We start from the raw sequence: 15,484 nt of genomic DNA, 5'->3' as shown, positions 1-15,484 counted from the left end.
CAACTCACCGCTTTTCGCCGTCCTTGTCGAGGGACAAGAGGGAATTGACAGTTTCCCCGTCTAGGACAGCCTCAAACCAAAGTTGTCAGGTACTGAGGGCAGCAAACTCCTGGATGGCTTTGAGCGCCTGAGTACCGTGGGACAGTGGGCGCAGAGTTTCTTCAAGCTGAACAAGCAATGGGGGATCAGAACCTTCGGACATGACCTACCTCCTTACAGCGGACGTTTCACATTCTCAAAATCGAAAGCATCGTCCGCTTCAGTTACCTCATCAGCAGGAATGTCTCTGATGTTGAACTCTTTGGACGCGAGCCGAGTAGGCAACACAGGGCTTCTGCCAAGTGCAATGGCGGCTTTCGCAAGGACGGTAATGGACGCGTCATCACGGTTTTGTTTGACGCAAAAAGCAGCGGCGATAATGACTTCAATGCCGTCGCGTAAGCGATCTACTTCACGGGCGAGACCGTAGAGCTCTTGGAAGTCATCATCGGTCAACATCCGGATCGTTTCATCTTTGGTATGCAGGGTTCCGACGACCCCCCTTTCTATTTTTCTGACGTTATCGCCAAGATTTTTACGGAATTGCTCTGGTGAGTGCCATGCGGGCAGCGGGCGTAGCCTCATCGTTGGTTTTTCGTCTGGTGCAATTGATGTAATTAATGTCATGCGCTTCCCCTGTGCCCCTTTGGGCGATACCGGCTATGTAGACCAGCCAGTAGTAGGTTTTGAGTATAGACGCAACCCCAACGGAATTACAACGATTCCGTTGGGGTTTCAGTGGGTGTACACCTTAATCAATCGCGTATCGCTAGGCCGCCCACCCCCCGACCATCAGCCCGAGCTGCCCATAGGCGTACTCGCGCACCAGATCGCGCTCAGCGGCAGTCAAGGCAGCGAGGCTGGGAACCAACCGGTTCAGAGTAGAAAGCCGATCAGCGCACGTTTACGTTTATAGGGATGACGAAGCGATGACCTGCTGTCCGGTTTGTGTCTGCCGGGTACACGTTCTTCCTGACATACGACAGATACAGGAACCTTATTCTGATGTATGGCGACCAAACTGCGGATTATTCAAATTGACCGGGAAGAAATCGTGATCAAAGCGGCGACCGACAAGATCATCAATGAAGCGAAAAAAGCGATGACGGCAGGAGGCGTGTTCACCGTCGAGAAAAAGGGCTGGGTCTATCACTTGGCCGGTCAGCACATTATCCGTCTAGAAATCGAACTGGACGAAGAAAAGGAAGACGACCAGTCCTGAGCAGGATCGGACTTGGCTAAGTGAAAAAACTCAGGAAGATATCTCGCCTTGGCCCGCCAAACAGGGGATATTGGAGCGTTCCAGCTATTTTCCATCGAAGACGTTGGGGAAGAGGGTGCGCGCCGGTGTCAACGCTTTGGTAATCACCCAGTACGGCAGACTCTCTGCGGCATTGCGCACGAGGAATCTGCTGGGTTCGCTGACCGTCATCACCGCATTCCACCCCACATGTAAGGTCAGGTCATAGTAGGTATTTAACCCTGTGCAGCGTCCTTTGACGGTGGCCGCTCGGTCGCTGTACATCCACTGGGCACGCCGTGTCGGGTCTATCGGATCGTCCGCCTGTGTAAGCAGTGCCACAGCATTCTGTGTGGGATAAAACAACATCAGCTGCTCAGCGATGTAGGTTTTCGGTTCGCTGGGACTCGACTTGACTCCGGGGCAGGCTTGGAGCGGCTCAAGGGCAGGCTTGAAGGTCACAGGAATCGTGAGATGAAACTCCCGGCCTTCCAAAGTCCCCAAACCAATGATCTTGCCCTGGGTGAGGTTCGTCAGCAACACCAGCGTCTTGCCCGTTGCTCCTGTCACCGTCCAAGCAGCGCTGTTCTGAATTTCGCCCTGGATGCCCACGGCGTTTGCGGTACACGAGGCGACAAAAAGAAGAGTGGCAAGGCGATGGGAGAGGAAGACCATGAGAGCGATCTTAGAAGGTCACCATCAGCCTGTGATCAGCCAGCGTGAAATGGGCCTGATGAAAAGAAGATGCGAGCGTTTCTGACGGACATCATGGACATGGCTGGGATCTTCTCCAGTTCTCCAGACGCCGCACTCGCGCGTGACGCTCAGGACGTTGAAGGTGCGGCGGTGGGCGCGAGGGTGGGGGTTGGGGGTATTTGGTATCCACACGTACAAGCGGGTAAGAACCCAGTGATTAGGTTGACATCGACCGAGTTATCCACCACCGGATCGACTCACAGGAGCCTAATACATGCACGACACTATGATGCTTCACACCTCTTGGAACACCTCGTACATCCTGCTCTCGGTCATCATTGCCGTGATCACCTCCGGCCTCGCCCTGGAACTCGCCCGCCGTTATAGCCGCGTCGGCGGAACCATCGCTCCGGTCATCCTCGGCGCAGTCCTCGGATACGGCATCTGGGCCATGCACTTCGTCGGCATGCTTGCCATGCAAATCCCTGTCGGCGTTGCGTACGGCCTGCCGCTCACGCTCATCTCTGGGGTCAGTGCCATCGGCTTTCTCGTCGCCGCGAGCGTCCTGCTGTTCAAAGGAACACCGACCATCCCGCGCATTCTTACCAGTGGGGCCATCGCCGGAACCGGCATCGTCCTGATGCACTACGTCGGCATGGCCGCGCTGCAACTCAACGCCACCCCGCAGTACAATCCTCTCCTGGTTGGTGTGAGCGTGCTGATTGCCGTGGGAGCCGCGAGTGTTGCGTTCTACCTGTTCTCCCGCGTGATCGTCGTGAACCTCACCCGTACCGCCCGAACCACTGTTCAGCTCGGTGCGTCCCTGGTTATGGGCGCTGCGATCGCCGGAATGCACTACACCGGCATGGCCGCGATCTCGTACCTGCCGCAGCCGCTGAGCACGACGCTCGTGAGTGGCGTCGACATTCAGGGCCTGTTTTACCTGGTGCTCGGCCTGACCCTGACGGTGTTCGTGTCGATCGCGACGTTTCTCTTCATAGAAGCAAGCGCCAAGACTTCCACCCCCCTCGCCGGAGACTGATCCCGCACCCTTCTGACGACAGACCACCTCCCTGTCCCTTTGGCCGCGCCCATGCATCCGCACTTGGCGCGGCCTTCTTTGATGCTTTGTGGCGCAAATTGGAATGAATCCATCAAGCGAAGTTTGGGGCAGGTGGATCAATTCTATACAGGAACAGCGGCCATCCAACCTAAACATAATCCACAGGCTTAAGTACTCGCCTGTGGATAACCCTGTGGATCATTTCACTCGCTCAGGTAGTCTTCCGGCTCGATCCCTTCCATCACCTGGCTGATCTCCGCACCGATCTCGGCCCGCAGTTCCTCGGCCTGCTGCTTGTCCGGCTTCCAGTTCTCGAAGCGGATCTCCGCCTGACGTGACACGGCCACGCGCATCTCGAAGTCTGGGTACTTGTCGCCTGCCCAGATCTTGAGGCCCGCTTGCAAGACGTTCAGTGCCAGCCAAGACGCCTCAGGCGTTGGTGAAGTAAAGCTCCGAACTCTGACAAGCGGCGCACTCGGCGAAGAACTGCTTGCCACTCTTGCGGGTGCGCTGTTGCCCTTTGCACTTCGGGCAGCTCAGCTGAATCGGCGTGTTGCCGTCGCAGCTCTTGCACTTGAAGTAGTAGCTGCGACCGAAGGTGATTTCCAGCGACGTACTCTTGCAGGCACGGCAAGAAAACGCTGGCAGCTTCGAAGAGGATGCTGCACTCTGGGGACGGCTAGAAGTTGCGGCAGCCTGAGCCTGAGCCTCGCGTTTCGCCGCTGGCAAGCTTTCCTTCTTGGAGGCCTCTGTCTGCACAGGCCGCCGCTCACAGTGCTTGGCTCGCAGAAAAGCACTCGTGCGCGTGAACTCCTCAGCGGGCAGATTGACGCCCCAGTCCTTGGAACGTTTGTCTCGGCTGAACGGGTGAGCCAGCTGCACATGGTCCGCGATCAGTTCTTTGATGCGGTCCGGCACCTGATCCGCTTTGCGAACGTCCGGCAAAGCCCCTTGATGCTGCACGACGCCCTGGTCGCTGATGGCCACCACCACATCAATCATGAACGCCGCGAAGGTTGCCTGCTTCAGTCCCAGCAGGACCTTGCCCCTCAACTCTTCTTTATGTGCTTGCAAGAAGCTCCGTAGAAGATCTGCCTGCCGCCGGGCCTGGAGAATGGGGGAGGGCATGCCCCTCCACTCGCCATTCCACTGTCGGCTCCACTCTTCGCGCTCATTGATCCGCACGGTGCTGGTCACGCTCTTACTCTCGATGATGATGAAGCCTGAACGGTGGAAGACCAAGTGATCGATCTGGGCCACATCCCCGCCATGCTCGAAGCGCAGGTTGTGGAAGACATGGACGTCCGGGTTCTCACCAAACGCCCGCTTCAGGTAAAAGGCCATCTGCTTCTCAGCCTCATCGCCCGCGCGTTGGAACTTGTCCTGGGTAGGCTGTGCGTCGTGGGTCTTGACGATCATAAGTGTGCTCAGGATAGAAGGCAGGCTGTCACAGGACTCTTTGACTGGGAAGGGTTTAGGGGCTGAAGCACGGGCCTGTGGATGATTTTTCGTTCTAGGTTACGCGCTGTTTATGCTGATCGACGGCGGCGGCACGCCCAGAGGCGACTACGATGTGGGCGCGCGAACGGTGCTGCCCGCGCTGAGGGCCATGAACGTGCGTTCTCTCGATGTGATGGTCGCTACCCACGCCGACGCCGATCATATCGAGGGGTTGACCAGCGTGATGCTGGGTTTACCGGTGGGCAAGTTGTGGATCGGCGAGCGCAAGGATGACCCCAACCTCAACATGTTGCTGCGGGCTGCCGAGCAGCGCCACGTGCCGGTGCGCGAGGTGCGCCGGGGCGACCGGGTACAAGCTGGGGAAGCCCGCTTCACGGTGCTGTGGCCGGTGGGCCAGCCGTTCTCGAAGGCCGACAACGACAACAGCGTGGTCGTCAGGCTCGACACTCCCAGGTTCCACACCGTCTTCCTGGGTGACCTCCCCGATCCCATCGAGGGCGAACTGGGCGTGGGCCAGCTTGACGTGCTCAAGACCGCCCATCACGGCAGCCATTTTTCGACTGGGGCAGCCTTCTTGCAGGAAACTCGTCCAAAAAACGCTGTCATCAGTGTCGGGCGCAACACCTACGGCCACCCCAATTCGCAGGTGCTCGACCGGCTGGCAGCGATAGGAACGCGTATCTGGCGCACCGATCAGGTTGGGACGGTGCGCTGGCCGCTGCCGTAGCGCCGTGCGGCAAGGCTGACGTTCGGTTTATGTTCCCTCCTCTAGACTGACGGCATGACTCCGACTGCCCGCCGCGTCACCGATCCTTCCGACCCGGCCCTCAGCGCCTTCGGACGCATTCAGGAAGCCAGCTACTATGCCCCTGACATGCTGATTCCTGCCGAATACTTCGGCCAGATGATCGCCCAAACTGGCCGCGATCAGGCCAGTGACGGGCGCGAGAACGTCATTCTGGTGGCCGAAAATGGGGGAGAGGTCATCGGCGGCACGCTGTTTCACCTGTTGCCGAGTGGCGCAGGCTTCAGCTCGTTCATGGGCGTGGCCCAGTCGGCACGCGGCACCGGGGCGGCCAGCGCGCTGCACGTCGCCCGCATGCAGATCATCCGCGAGGCCGGATTGGCAGGCGTGTTCGCCGACGCTGTTCACGTGGAGACCCTCAGCGCCGCCGACCTTGCCGCCGAGGTGCGGGTGGGCAGCGATCCGCAGCTCAGGCGCGTCAAGCTGGGTGCCCTGGGCTTTCGCACGGTGGACATCCCCTACTGGCAGCCTGTTGGCGGTCCAGACGGTGGACCGCTGATGGACCTTGATTTGCTCTACTGCCCGCTGACTCCGGCTGACCGTGTACCGCTGCAGCTCGTCAGCGAAACGATGCGCGCTTACTGGCAAAGCTGGCTCGGCACGGAGCGTGCCCGCCGCGAAGCCGAGGCGCTGGCCGGGCGCAGTGGAGCTGACCCAGTGGCCCTGCTCCCGGCGCCTCAGCGGCCCACAGCCTTCACTGGAAATGGCCCACAAAAAAGCTGACCCCTACTTACGGGCCAGCTTTTCGTAGTTCCTATCGTTCAGTCGTCGGCGCTGACCGCTTCCTGCGCTCGCTGGGCAGGCTGCGCCGCTTGAATGAACTCGGCGGCCTTCTCGGCGATCATGATGGTGGGTGCGTTGGTGTTACCGCGCACGATCGTGGGCATCACGCTGGCGTCGGCGACCCACAGCCCTTCAAGGCCGTGCACCTGCAACTTGTCGTCCACCACCGCCAGATCGTCGTGGCCCATCTTGCAGGTGCCCACCGGGTGGTAGATGGTCATGGCCTGCGCCCGGATGTACTCGCGCAGCTCGTCGTCACTCTGCACCGCTTCGCCCGGCATCGCCTCGCGGGTGCGGTAGGCCGAAAGCGCGTCCGACTCGCCCACCTGCCGCGCCAGCCGCATGCCGCGCAGCAGCACCTCCATGTCCCGCTCGTCCGAGAGATAGTCCGGCTCGATCAGCGGGTACGCCTGCGGGTCGCTGCTTGCCAGCCGAATCTGGCCTTTGCTGTGCGGAGCCACCAGCGACGGCAGCAGGGTGAAGTGATGGCCGTCGAGTTCCAGAAAACCGTGATCCACGAACAGCGCCGCGCCGTTGTGAAATTGCAGATCGGGCGCGTCCAGACTGGGGTCGGACTTCATGAAGCCGCCGCTCTCGGCGATGTTGCTGCACAACATGCCCTGCTGCTCACCCAGGTACAACGCGAAGTTGGCCTCGCTTGTGGCGTCCTTGAGGCTGACGGTTTCGGTCTCGTAGACCAGCGGCACGAACAGGTGGTCTTGCAGGTTCTGGCCCACGCCCGGCAACTCGTGCACCACCGTCACGCCTGCGGCCTCCAGCATGGCCCGCTCGCCCACGCCCGAGAGCATCAGCAGGTGCGGGCTGGTGATGGCTCCGGCTGCCAGGATGACGCCACGCTCGGCACGAACGGTGCGTGGGCCGTCTCCGGATTGGTACGCCACCCCCACCGCCCGCCCGGCCTCGATCAGGATGCGGGTGACGTGCGCTCCGGTGCGGGCTTCCAGGTTGGGCCGCGCCAGAGCGGGCTTGAGATAAGCGCTGGCCGCCGAGTGACGCACGCCGCCCTTCTGCGTCACCTGATAGCGCCCCACGCCCTCCTGAGACACACCGTTGAAGTCGTCGTTGGCCGCAAAGCCCACTTCCTGAAAGCCCGCCGTGATGGCGTCGCAAATCTCGTGGGTATAGCGGCGGTTCTCGACGTGCAGCGGCCCGCCCGCGCCGTGAAAGGGACCCGGGCCGTTCTCGTTGTCCTCGGCCTTGATGAAGTAGGGCAGCACCTCGTCGTAGCTCCAACCCTGATTGCCCGCTGCGTCCCAGGCGTCGTAGTCGGCCTTATTGCCCCGGATGTAGACCATGGCGTTGATACTGCTCGACCCGCCCAACATCTTGCCGCGCGGCCAGTACAGCCGTCTTCCGGCCAGGTGGGGCTGGGCCTCGGTCTCGTAATTCCAGTCGAGCGGCGATTTGAAGAGCTTGGAGAAAGCCGCCGGAATGCCGATCTCCGGCGCTTCGTCCGGCACGCCCGCTTCGAGCAGCAGCACCCGCACGTTTGGGTCCTCGGTCAGCCGAGCCGCCACCACGCAGCCGCCCGACCCCGCGCCCACCACGACGTAATCCACCGTTTCCGAGTTCGCCTCCGTGCGTTCTGCCTGTGTCTGGTCTGCCTGGGTCATGCATCCTCCCCGCGAAAGGAAGCTGAACGGGGCCGCCTTCCGGCCGTTTCCGAGGAAAGGCGGCGGCAAAGCTGGGTTTCGCGTGAGGGCAGCATACGCCTCCGGATTTCCCGGCGGGCTAAAGTAAGGTCAAAAAGTAGCCCCGCTTCCCGAGATGCTGGGAGCGGGGCTGAGTGGGGTGATCGTTTAAGCGGCGGGTGCTTCGCTGCTTACTTCTTCCGCGCTGCGCCGGGTGCGGCTGGGGCGCTCGGCAGGCGCTTCGGCAGCGGCGCTCGGAGCACTCTGAGCCGCAGGCATGGCCGTGATGCGGGTCAGGGTTTCGCCGAAAGCGCGCATGGCGTCGCTGGCTTCCAGCTCACTCACGGCGCGGGCGTTGAGCGCCTTGAGTTCCTCGCGGGTCACGGCGTATTCAGGCGCGTCGTGTCCCTTCAGGCCGCGCAGCACGCTGTAGGCGCTCTGCGAGCCGATGTCGGCTCCCTTGCTGGTCGTGATGGTGCTCGCGCTGTCCATGCCCGCGCCGATCAGGGTGATGTTGTCGGCAGAAACCATCGTCACCCGGTCGCCGCGCTCCTCCATGTGGGCGGCGAGTTGCAGCAGGCCGCGCAGATGGAGCATGTGTTGAAACAGATCCAGGTGTGCGGTCATCGCGCCCGCTTTCTTCAAGAGGTTATCCATACTCGTATTATTACGGTACAGACGTAATTGTCAAGTGGGCTTTAAGGAATCATGAAGCCCTGCCGAGGTCAAAGCGTCTGCGCTCGGTGTAGGGCTGTCCTGCTGTGTCTTTGCCGAACAGCACCAGTTGGCGGGCCTCGAAGGTCAGCGGCGCGGCATCTAGCCCAGCGAACGTCGCCTCAGCGTGGCGGATCGCCTCGGCCCAGCCCACGTTCAGGCTGCGCCAGTTCAGCGCCAGCGTCAGGTGCGGGTGGAAGTTCTCCAGCGCGAATTCGCCAGGCGCTTCGCCGAGTGTCTGCACGAGGTCGGCGTGAATGGGTCTCAACTCCGGCGCATCTACCCGCAGGAAGATGACCCGCGACCCGAAGAAGTCCGAGCCACCCAGCTTGACCCGGGCGGGTGTGTGGCGGGCGGCGACCTGCTCGGCCACGCTTTGCCAGTGCTCCAGCGGCAACTCGGCGGGGGCCAGCAGCGTTATATGCGGCGCGGTGACGACGTGTTCCAGTTCAGCCTGCCAGGCCAGCACGTGGGCGGCGAAGTCGGGCGGCGGAGTGATGCCGATAAAAAAGGTGGGCGACATGCTCTAGCCTAGAGCCATGAATCTCCTCGTGCTGGGCGGTACCCGCTTCGTGGGTCGGCAACTGGTTCTGACGGCGCTGGAACGTGGCCACACCGTCACCGTCTTCACGCGCGGGCAGTCGGGAGACGACCTGCCGCCGAACGTGGAGCGCCTGCGCGGTGACCGTGAGGCGAGCGACCTGAGAGCGCTGACTGGGCGCACCTGGGACGCCTGCCTGGACGTGAGCGGCTACCTGCCGCGCGTGGTCGAGCAGAGCGCCGAACTCCTCAAGAATGTCGTGAAGCGCTACCTGTTCATCTCGACGGTCAGCGTGTACGCCGATGGTAAGCTGGGACCGATCACCGAGGACTCGGCGCTGGCGACCCTGAGTACGCCTGAGAGCGAGGACATCCGTGCTGATTACGGAGCGCTCAAGGTGATCTGCGAAGACAAAGTGCACCAGATTTACGGCCAGCGGGCCACCATCGTCCGGCCCGGACTGGTGGCGGGGCCGTTCGACCACACCGGGCGCTTCACCTACTGGGCGCTGCGGGCGGCGCGCGGTGGGGCAGCGCTGGCTCCTGGTGACGGGCAGGACATCACCCAGGTCATTGATGCCCGCGATCTGGCTGCCTTCGCGGTGCAGCTGCTGGAAGATAACACGGCGGGCACATTCAACGCGGTAGGGGAGCCGCTGGCGTTTGCCGCCTTCCTGGATCAGGTCGCGGCGGGCGTCGGTGCCCAACCTGAGTGGCGGTGGCTGCCGAAAGCCGAGCTGGACCGCCTGGGGGGAGAGGAGAGCTGGCCGATCTACGCTCACCGCGAACCGGTCCTGAACATTCAGCCCACACGTGCCAGAACAGTGGGGCTGAAGCTGCGCTCCCTGGCCGATACGGCGCGCGACACCCTGGCGTGGGCGCAGGCCAGCGGTGCCGAGGGCGCGGGACCGGGTACCGAGCGCGAAGCCGAGCTGCTGGCCCAGCTTCAATGAACCGTCGGAGCTGACCCGCCAAATTGCGACATCCTACTCTTGCGCTGCCCGGCTCCAGCGCGCTAGGATACTCCGGTTGGAAACTCTCTGGCCGGGTTTCGCGAGACCGTGTAACTGGAGCCAGAAGTTCCTGCGGAAGTCCGCGCGCGTGAATGCTGACCACGCTCAACTCCCAAGACGCCCAGGCGGATCGCCGCCGGGTCAACTCTCAAGCTTTCAGAAGTTCCACCGAGGAGTGATTTACCCTGCCCACCACCCAACAACTGCTCCGCAAGGGGCGCACGTCCTTGCAGAAAAAGAGCAAAGTTCCGGCCCTCAAGGGCAGCCCGTTTCGTCGCGGCGTCTGCACTGTGGTCAAGACCACCACCCCCAAGAAGCCCAACTCGGCCTTGCGCAAAATCGCCCGTGTGCGCTTGTCGAGCGGTTTTGAAGTCACCGCCTACATCCCCGGCGAGGGCCACAATCTCCAGGAACACAGCGTCGTGCTGATTCGTGGCGGACGTGTCAAGGACCTGCCCGGCGTGCGTTACCACATCGTGCGCGGCTCCTTGGACACCCAGGGCGTCAAGGACCGCAACAAGAGCCGCTCCAAGTACGGCACCAAGAAGCCCAAGGCTGGGGCTGCCGCTGCGGGCGCGAAAAAGAAATAAGTTCTGCTGACCTGGGACGTTCGGGCGGCAACCGCTCGGAGGTCAGGCCAATGAAGCAGTGAATTTGAATCAGCAAGTTGATCTTCCAGACCACAATCTCCGGTCATGACCAACGCCGCCGCACCTTAATACCGTGCTCAATCAGTAAGCGCTGCCGAGCACCACACCCGGCGCTGAAGCTGACCCCGCCGCAACAGCGGTTTGAGGGGTTCAGAGGGAGTCAAGATGGCACGTCGCCGTAGAGCAGAAGTCCGTGAATTGTTGCCCGACCTGGTGTATCAGGATGTGCTGGTCAGCGCGACCATCAACCGCATCATGGAAGACGGCAAGAAGAACCTCGCCAGCCGCATCTTCTACGGTGCCATGAGCGTCGTGCAGGACCGCACCGGCCAGGAGCCGCTCAAGGTCTACAAGCAGGCCTTCGAGAACATCAAGCCGCGCGTGGAAGTCCGCAGCCGCCGCGTGGGCGGAAGCACCTATCAGGTGCCGGTGGAAGTCAGCGTCCGCCGCGCCCAGAGCTTGACCCTCAGATGGATGAAGTCCGCCGTGGACAACCGCCCCGAGCGCACTGCTGTCGAAAGACTGGCCGCCGAGATTTTGGACGCGGCCCAGGGACGCGGCGGGGCCATCAAGAAGAAAGACGACGTGGAGCGCATGGCGGAAGCTAACCGCGCCTACGCGCACTACCGCTGGTAAATAAGACGAAAGGCAGACGGCGGCTGTAGCGTTTTTCGCTGGGTCGCCGCTTTGTCCGCCTGCGGGCCGCTGGGTTCCGGCTCTCTGTTCACCTTCGCAAGGCAACCCATTCAGGGAGTTTCAAAATGACGATCAAAGCAAGCACCGCCTATCTGGAGCATTTCCGCAATATTGGTATTGCCGCGCACATCGACGCCGGCAAGACCACCACCACCGAGCGTATCCTGTACTACACCGGGCGCACCCACAACATCGGCGAGGTCCACGACGGAGCCGCGACGATGGACTGGATGGAGCAGGAGCGCGAGCGCGGTATCACCATCACGGCGGCCGCCACCACCGCCAAGTGGAAGCACTCCGGCACCGACCAGGAATACGTCATCAACATCATCGATACGCCCGGCCACGTCGACTTCACCATCGAAGTCGAGCGCTCCATGCGCGTGCTCGACGGTGCTGTCGCGGTGTTCGACAGCTCGCAGGGCGTCGAGCCGCAGTCGGAAACCGTCTGGCGTCAGGCTGACCGTTACGGCGTGCCGCGCATCGCCTTTTCCAACAAGATGGACAAGACCGGTGCGAGCTTCGAGCTGGTGCTGAGCGACATCCGCGAGCGCCTGGGAGCCATTCCTGCCCCTATCCAGTACCCGATGGGCGAGGAGAGCGAGTTCAAGGGCATCATCGACGTCGTGCGGATGCAGGCCCACACCTATACCAACGACTTGGGCACCGATATCGAGGTCGGGCCGATTCCTGAGAAGTTCAATGACAAAGTGGCCGAGATGCGCGCTCAATTGATCGAAGCGGCGGCGGAAGTCGACGAAGTCGTGATGGAGAAGTACCTCGGCGGTGAAGAGCCTACCGTCGAAGAACTGATGAAGGCGCTGCGCTACGGCACCATTCAGAAGAAGATCTTCCCGGTGCTGTGCGGCTCTGCCCTCAAGAACAAGGGCGTGCAGTTGCTGCTCGACGCCGTGATTGACTACCTCCCCAGCCCGCTGGAAGTTCCGGCGATTCGCGGCATCTTGGAAGACAGCGACGAGACCCACGACTTCCCCGCTGACCCCGAAGGCCAACTCGCCGCGCTGGCGTTCAAGATCATGGCCGATCCCTACGTGGGCCGCCTGACCTTCGTGCGCATCTACTCGGGCACCATGAACAGCGGCTCGTACATCTACAACGCCTCCAAGAACAAGCGCGAGCGGGTGGGCCGCCTGCTCAAGATGCACGCCAACAGCCGTGAGGAAGTCACCGAGCTGCGTGCGGGCGAACTCGGGGCCGTCATCGGCCTCAAGGACTCGGGTACCGGCAACACCCTGATCGGCGACGGCGACGACCACGTGCTGCTGGAGAGCATCGACGTGCCGGAACCCGTCATCAAGCTGGCCATCGAACCCAAGACCAAGGCCGACCAGGAAAAGATGGGCGTGGGCCTTCAGCGTCTGGCCGAGGAAGACCCTACCTTCCGCGTCGAGACCGATCAGGAAAGCGGTCAGACCACCATCGCGGGCATGGGCGAGTTGCACCTGGAAATCCTGGTGGACCGGCTCAAGCGCGAGTACAAGGTCGAGGCCAATGTGGGCGCGCCGCAGGTGGCGTTCCGCGAGACCATCACCCGTGCTGTGGACGTCGAGGGGAAGTTCGTGCGCCAGTCGGGTGGACGCGGCCAGTTCGGTCACGTCAAGATCAAGGCCGAGCCGCTGGAACCTGGCGCGGGCTTTATCTTCGAGAACGCCATCGTCGGCGGCACCGTGCCGCGCGAGTATGTCGGCCCGGCCCAGAAGGGTATCGAGGAAGCCATGCAGAGCGGCCCGATGCTGGGCTTCCCGGTCGTCGACATGAAAGTCACCATCTATGACGGCTCGTACCACGAAGTCGATTCCTCGGAAATGGCTTTCAAGATCGCCGGTTCGATGGCCCTCAAGGAAGCCGTCCAGAAAGGCGCTCCGGCGCTGCTCGAGCCGATCATGCGCGTCGAGGTCACTGTGCCCGACGACTTCATGGGCGACATCATCGGCGACCTCAACTCGCGCCGTGGTCAGATCCAGGGCATGGAAGCGCGCGGCAACGCCCAGATCGTCAAGGCGATGGTGCCGCTCTCCGAGATGTTCGGCTACGCCACCGACATGCGCAGCATGACCCAGGGCCGGGCCAGCTACTCGATGTTCTTCGATCACTACAGCCAGGTGCCGAACAACATCGCCCAGCAACTGATGAAGAAGTAAAGCCAAATGAAAAGCTGGGCCGTCTCTTCGGAGGCGGCCCGCTTTTTTGACGACTATTTGACATTATGGCTGCTAAGCTGGTCAGATGAAGCCTGATAAGCTCGCCTGGGTGACGATCCCGCTGCTGGTGAACGTGGTGCTGAGCATTCTGGGCATGCTGAGTCTGCCTTTCATTGGCGTGTTCCTCAACATTGTCTTCGGCGCGGCCATCAACGATTCCTCGACTTCAGCATCGGATGCCCAGGCGCTTGGCCTGGTCAAGTTTTTTACCGGCTCGACGTTGTGGGTCATCTTCTTTGTCAGCCTGGCCTGGACCGTCTTTCAATTCTTCACCTCCCGCGCCATGCAACAGGGCAAGGGCTGGGCGCGCGTCGCGGCCATCGTGATCGCCATTCTGGGGCTGCTGAACTTTCCCATTGGCACGGCGCTGGGCGTCTTTATACTGGTCGGCGCGTTCGACCCGGCAGTTCAGCAGTACACCAGCCGCTGAGCCAGACGTTCGGGCAGATGGCAGGGCAAACTGGCGTCGGGGCAAGGGCCTGGCCCCTTGTCATTTCCACGCCGATCCACTACTCTATGAAGTCGGTGCGCTGAAAAGCGTTGGCGCAACGTGCCGTGCGGCTGGGCTGGAGTCAAAGACTTCCGTGCTGCGGCCCCGGCGGGAATCAACCCAATGTGGACTTCATGTTCCACGGCAACCCGATCAAAGGGCTGCTTATGCATGTGGCCCACCACTTGGAGGAGTAAGAACATGGCAAAAGGAACGTTCGAGCGCACCAAGCCCCACGTCAACATCGGCACCATCGGTCACGTCGATCACGGTAAAACCACCCTGACCGCCGCCATCACCTACACCGCCGCCTCGATCGACGCCAGCATCGAGACCATGCGTTACGACCAGATCGACAAGGCCCCCGAGGAAAAGGCGCGCGGTATCACCATCAACACCGCCCACGTCGAGTACTCCACCGCCGCCCGGCACTACTCGCACGTCGATTGCCCCGGCCACGCCGACTACGTCAAGAACATGATCACCGGTGCGGCCCAGATGGACGGCGCGATTCTGGTCGTGTCGAGTGCGGACGGCCCGATGCCCCAGACCCGCGAGCACATCCTGCTCGCCAAGCAGGTCGGCGTCCCGCACATCGTCGTGTTCATGAACAAGGTCGACATGGTCGACGACGAAGAGCTCCTCGAGCTCGTCGAGATGGAAGTCCGCGAACTCCTTTCAAAGTATGACTTCCCTGGCGACGACGCTCCGGTGGTCAAGGGGAGCGCCTTGCGTGCGCTGGAGGCCCTGACCACCACGCCCAAGATGGCGCGCGGCACCGACAAGTGGGTCGACAATGTCTGGGAGCTGCTCGACGCCGTCGATGCCTACATCCCCACCCCTGAGCGCGACACCGACAAGGCCTTCCTGATGCCCGTCGAGGACGTCTTCACCATCACCGGACGCGGCACCGTCGCCACTGGGCGTGTCGAGCGCGGCATCGTCAAGGTCCAAGATGACGTCGAGATCATCGGTCTGCGCGACCTGCGTAAGACCACCGTCACCGGCATCGAAATGCACCGCAAGCTGCTCGACTCCGGCATGGCCGGTGACAACGTGGGCGTGCTGCTGCGCGGCGTCGCTCGCGACGACGTGGAGCGTGGCCAGGTGCTGGCCAAGCCCGGCAGCATCAAGCCGCACACCAAGTTCGAGGCCAGCGTCTACGTGCTGTCCAAGGACGAGGGTGGCCGTCACAGCGCGTTCTTCGGTGGCTACCGTCCCCAGTTCTACTTCCGCACGACGGACGTGACCGGCGTGGTGGAGTTGTCCGAGGGCGTGGAAATGGTGATGCCCGGCGACAACGTGACCTTTACCGTCGACCTGATCAAGCCCATCGCCATGGAAGAGGGTCTGCGCTTCGCCATCCGCGAGGGTGGCCGCACTGTCGGCGCGGGCGTCGTCACCAAGATCGTGGAGTGAG

The 15,484-nt window shown here is 62.0% G+C and carries 17 protein-coding genes; 10 read left to right on the top strand and 7 right to left on the bottom strand.

Annotation, left to right across the window (positions count from 1 at the left end; translation table 11 throughout):
- Nucleotides 1–213: 213 nt before the first annotated feature.
- Nucleotides 214–666: a hypothetical protein gene (locus tag GUI70_RS16390; RefSeq protein ID WP_161883386.1), complete on the bottom strand. Its 453-nt coding sequence runs from the start codon at nucleotides 664–666 to the stop codon at nucleotides 214–216.
- A gap of 382 nt (nucleotides 667–1,048) precedes the next feature.
- Here GUI70_RS16390 and GUI70_RS16385 point away from each other — a divergent pair, with 382 nt between their 5' ends.
- A complete protein-coding gene (locus GUI70_RS16385) occupies nucleotides 1,049–1,261 on the top strand; it encodes a hypothetical protein (RefSeq protein ID WP_161883385.1) in 213 nt (70 codons plus the stop codon).
- Nucleotides 1,262–1,345: 84 nt separating this feature from the next.
- Here the strand turns inward: GUI70_RS16385 and GUI70_RS16380 are convergent, their stop codons facing one another.
- Nucleotides 1,346–1,954 (bottom strand): hypothetical protein, encoded by a 609-nt coding sequence (locus GUI70_RS16380; protein ID WP_161883384.1) that lies wholly within the window; start codon nucleotides 1,952–1,954, stop codon nucleotides 1,346–1,348.
- A 295-nt stretch (nucleotides 1,955–2,249) separates the two neighbouring features.
- On the opposite strand from GUI70_RS16380, the gene GUI70_RS16375 reads away from it, so the two are divergent.
- Nucleotides 2,250–3,017 carry an MHYT domain-containing protein gene (locus GUI70_RS16375; protein ID WP_161883383.1) on the top strand — a complete coding sequence of 256 codons (768 nt, stop codon included), beginning with the start codon at nucleotides 2,250–2,252 and terminating at the stop codon, nucleotides 3,015–3,017.
- A gap of 224 nt (nucleotides 3,018–3,241) precedes the next feature.
- On the opposite strand, the gene GUI70_RS16370 is transcribed toward GUI70_RS16375, so the two are convergent.
- Nucleotides 3,242–3,442: a hypothetical protein gene (locus tag GUI70_RS16370; protein ID WP_161883382.1), complete on the bottom strand. Its 201-nt coding sequence runs from the start codon at nucleotides 3,440–3,442 to the stop codon at nucleotides 3,242–3,244.
- 25 nt (nucleotides 3,443–3,467) lie between these two features.
- A complete protein-coding gene (locus tag GUI70_RS16365; protein WP_161883381.1) occupies nucleotides 3,468–4,457 on the bottom strand; it encodes a nuclease-related domain-containing protein in 990 nt (329 codons plus the stop codon).
- 112 nt (nucleotides 4,458–4,569) lie between these two features.
- On the opposite strand from GUI70_RS16365, the gene GUI70_RS16360 reads away from it, so the two are divergent.
- Together GUI70_RS16360 and GUI70_RS16355 are read left to right on the top strand one after the other, a co-directional pair.
- A complete protein-coding gene (locus tag GUI70_RS16360; protein WP_161883380.1) occupies nucleotides 4,570–5,226 on the top strand; it encodes a ComEC/Rec2 family competence protein in 657 nt (218 codons plus the stop codon).
- A gap of 54 nt (nucleotides 5,227–5,280) precedes the next feature.
- Nucleotides 5,281–6,027, top strand: coding sequence for a GNAT family N-acetyltransferase (locus GUI70_RS16355; RefSeq protein ID WP_161883379.1), 747 nt, complete (start codon nucleotides 5,281–5,283; stop codon nucleotides 6,025–6,027).
- A 38-nt stretch (nucleotides 6,028–6,065) separates the two neighbouring features.
- Here the strand turns inward: GUI70_RS16355 and GUI70_RS16350 are convergent, their stop codons facing one another.
- From GUI70_RS16350 to GUI70_RS16340, 3 genes are all read right to left on the bottom strand, one after another.
- Nucleotides 6,066–7,721: a GMC family oxidoreductase gene (locus tag GUI70_RS16350; RefSeq protein WP_161883378.1), complete on the bottom strand. Its 1,656-nt coding sequence runs from the start codon at nucleotides 7,719–7,721 to the stop codon at nucleotides 6,066–6,068.
- 186 nt (nucleotides 7,722–7,907) lie between these two features.
- On the bottom strand, nucleotides 7,908–8,396 hold the full coding sequence (locus GUI70_RS16345; RefSeq protein WP_161883377.1) for a multidrug DMT transporter: 489 nt from the start codon (nucleotides 8,394–8,396) through the stop codon (nucleotides 7,908–7,910).
- 49 nt (nucleotides 8,397–8,445) lie between these two features.
- Nucleotides 8,446–8,976 carry a 2'-5' RNA ligase family protein gene (locus tag GUI70_RS16340; RefSeq protein ID WP_161883376.1) on the bottom strand — a complete coding sequence of 177 codons (531 nt, stop codon included), beginning with the start codon at nucleotides 8,974–8,976 and terminating at the stop codon, nucleotides 8,446–8,448.
- A gap of 16 nt (nucleotides 8,977–8,992) precedes the next feature.
- Between GUI70_RS16340 and GUI70_RS16335 the strand changes: the two genes are divergently transcribed.
- From GUI70_RS16335 to tuf, 6 genes are all read left to right on the top strand, one after another.
- Nucleotides 8,993–9,946: an NAD-dependent epimerase/dehydratase family protein gene (locus GUI70_RS16335; RefSeq protein ID WP_161883375.1), complete on the top strand. Its 954-nt coding sequence runs from the start codon at nucleotides 8,993–8,995 to the stop codon at nucleotides 9,944–9,946.
- Nucleotides 9,947–10,191: 245 nt separating this feature from the next.
- On the top strand, nucleotides 10,192–10,596 hold the full coding sequence (gene rpsL / locus GUI70_RS16330; protein WP_161883397.1) for a 30S ribosomal protein S12: 405 nt from the start codon (nucleotides 10,192–10,194) through the stop codon (nucleotides 10,594–10,596).
- Between the two features lie 225 nt (nucleotides 10,597–10,821).
- Nucleotides 10,822–11,292: a 30S ribosomal protein S7 gene (gene rpsG, locus GUI70_RS16325; protein WP_124870153.1), complete on the top strand. Its 471-nt coding sequence runs from the start codon at nucleotides 10,822–10,824 to the stop codon at nucleotides 11,290–11,292.
- Between the two features lie 125 nt (nucleotides 11,293–11,417).
- Nucleotides 11,418–13,514 (top strand): elongation factor G, encoded by a 2,097-nt coding sequence (gene fusA / locus GUI70_RS16320; RefSeq protein ID WP_161883374.1) that lies wholly within the window; start codon nucleotides 11,418–11,420, stop codon nucleotides 13,512–13,514.
- A gap of 85 nt (nucleotides 13,515–13,599) precedes the next feature.
- The gene (locus tag GUI70_RS16315; protein ID WP_161883373.1) at nucleotides 13,600–14,004 is read left to right on the top strand and encodes a hypothetical protein; all 405 of its coding nucleotides are present in this window, start codon (nucleotides 13,600–13,602) and stop codon (nucleotides 14,002–14,004) included.
- Between the two features lie 261 nt (nucleotides 14,005–14,265).
- On the top strand, nucleotides 14,266–15,483 hold the full coding sequence (tuf, locus tag GUI70_RS16310; protein ID WP_161883372.1) for an elongation factor Tu: 1,218 nt from the start codon (nucleotides 14,266–14,268) through the stop codon (nucleotides 15,481–15,483).
- Nucleotide 15,484 lies beyond the last annotated feature (1 nt).

Source organism: Deinococcus alpinitundrae (assembly GCF_009982895.1).
Taxonomy (GTDB): domain Bacteria; phylum Deinococcota; class Deinococci; order Deinococcales; family Deinococcaceae; genus Deinococcus; species Deinococcus alpinitundrae.
The sequence above is the reverse complement of the archived record's forward strand: the minus strand, read 5'-3'. Positions and strand labels throughout refer to the sequence as shown.

Excerpts from the sequence above, each read along its gene's own strand:
- GUI70_RS16390 (WP_161883386.1), bottom strand. The coding sequence starts at position 666 with ATGACATTAATTACATCAATTGCACCAGACGAAAAACCAACGATGAGG.
- GUI70_RS16385 (WP_161883385.1), top strand. The coding sequence starts at position 1,049 with ATGGCGACCAAACTGCGGATTATTCAAATTGACCGGGAAGAAATCGTG.
- GUI70_RS16380 (WP_161883384.1), bottom strand. The coding sequence starts at position 1,954 with ATGGTCTTCCTCTCCCATCGCCTTGCCACTCTTCTTTTTGTCGCCTCG.
- GUI70_RS16375 (WP_161883383.1), top strand. The coding sequence starts at position 2,250 with ATGCACGACACTATGATGCTTCACACCTCTTGGAACACCTCGTACATC.
- GUI70_RS16365 (WP_161883381.1), bottom strand. The coding sequence starts at position 4,457 with ATGATCGTCAAGACCCACGACGCACAGCCTACCCAGGACAAGTTCCAA.
- GUI70_RS16360 (WP_161883380.1), top strand. The coding sequence starts at position 4,570 with ATGCTGATCGACGGCGGCGGCACGCCCAGAGGCGACTACGATGTGGGC.
- GUI70_RS16355 (WP_161883379.1), top strand. The coding sequence starts at position 5,281 with ATGACTCCGACTGCCCGCCGCGTCACCGATCCTTCCGACCCGGCCCTC.
- GUI70_RS16350 (WP_161883378.1), bottom strand. The coding sequence starts at position 7,721 with ATGACCCAGGCAGACCAGACACAGGCAGAACGCACGGAGGCGAACTCG.
- GUI70_RS16345 (WP_161883377.1), bottom strand. The coding sequence starts at position 8,396 with ATGGATAACCTCTTGAAGAAAGCGGGCGCGATGACCGCACACCTGGAT.
- GUI70_RS16340 (WP_161883376.1), bottom strand. The coding sequence starts at position 8,976 with ATGTCGCCCACCTTTTTTATCGGCATCACTCCGCCGCCCGACTTCGCC.
- GUI70_RS16335 (WP_161883375.1), top strand. The coding sequence starts at position 8,993 with ATGAATCTCCTCGTGCTGGGCGGTACCCGCTTCGTGGGTCGGCAACTG.
- rpsG (WP_124870153.1), top strand. The coding sequence starts at position 10,822 with ATGGCACGTCGCCGTAGAGCAGAAGTCCGTGAATTGTTGCCCGACCTG.
- fusA (WP_161883374.1), top strand. The coding sequence starts at position 11,418 with ATGACGATCAAAGCAAGCACCGCCTATCTGGAGCATTTCCGCAATATT.
- GUI70_RS16315 (WP_161883373.1), top strand. The coding sequence starts at position 13,600 with ATGAAGCCTGATAAGCTCGCCTGGGTGACGATCCCGCTGCTGGTGAAC.
- tuf (WP_161883372.1), top strand. The coding sequence starts at position 14,266 with ATGGCAAAAGGAACGTTCGAGCGCACCAAGCCCCACGTCAACATCGGC.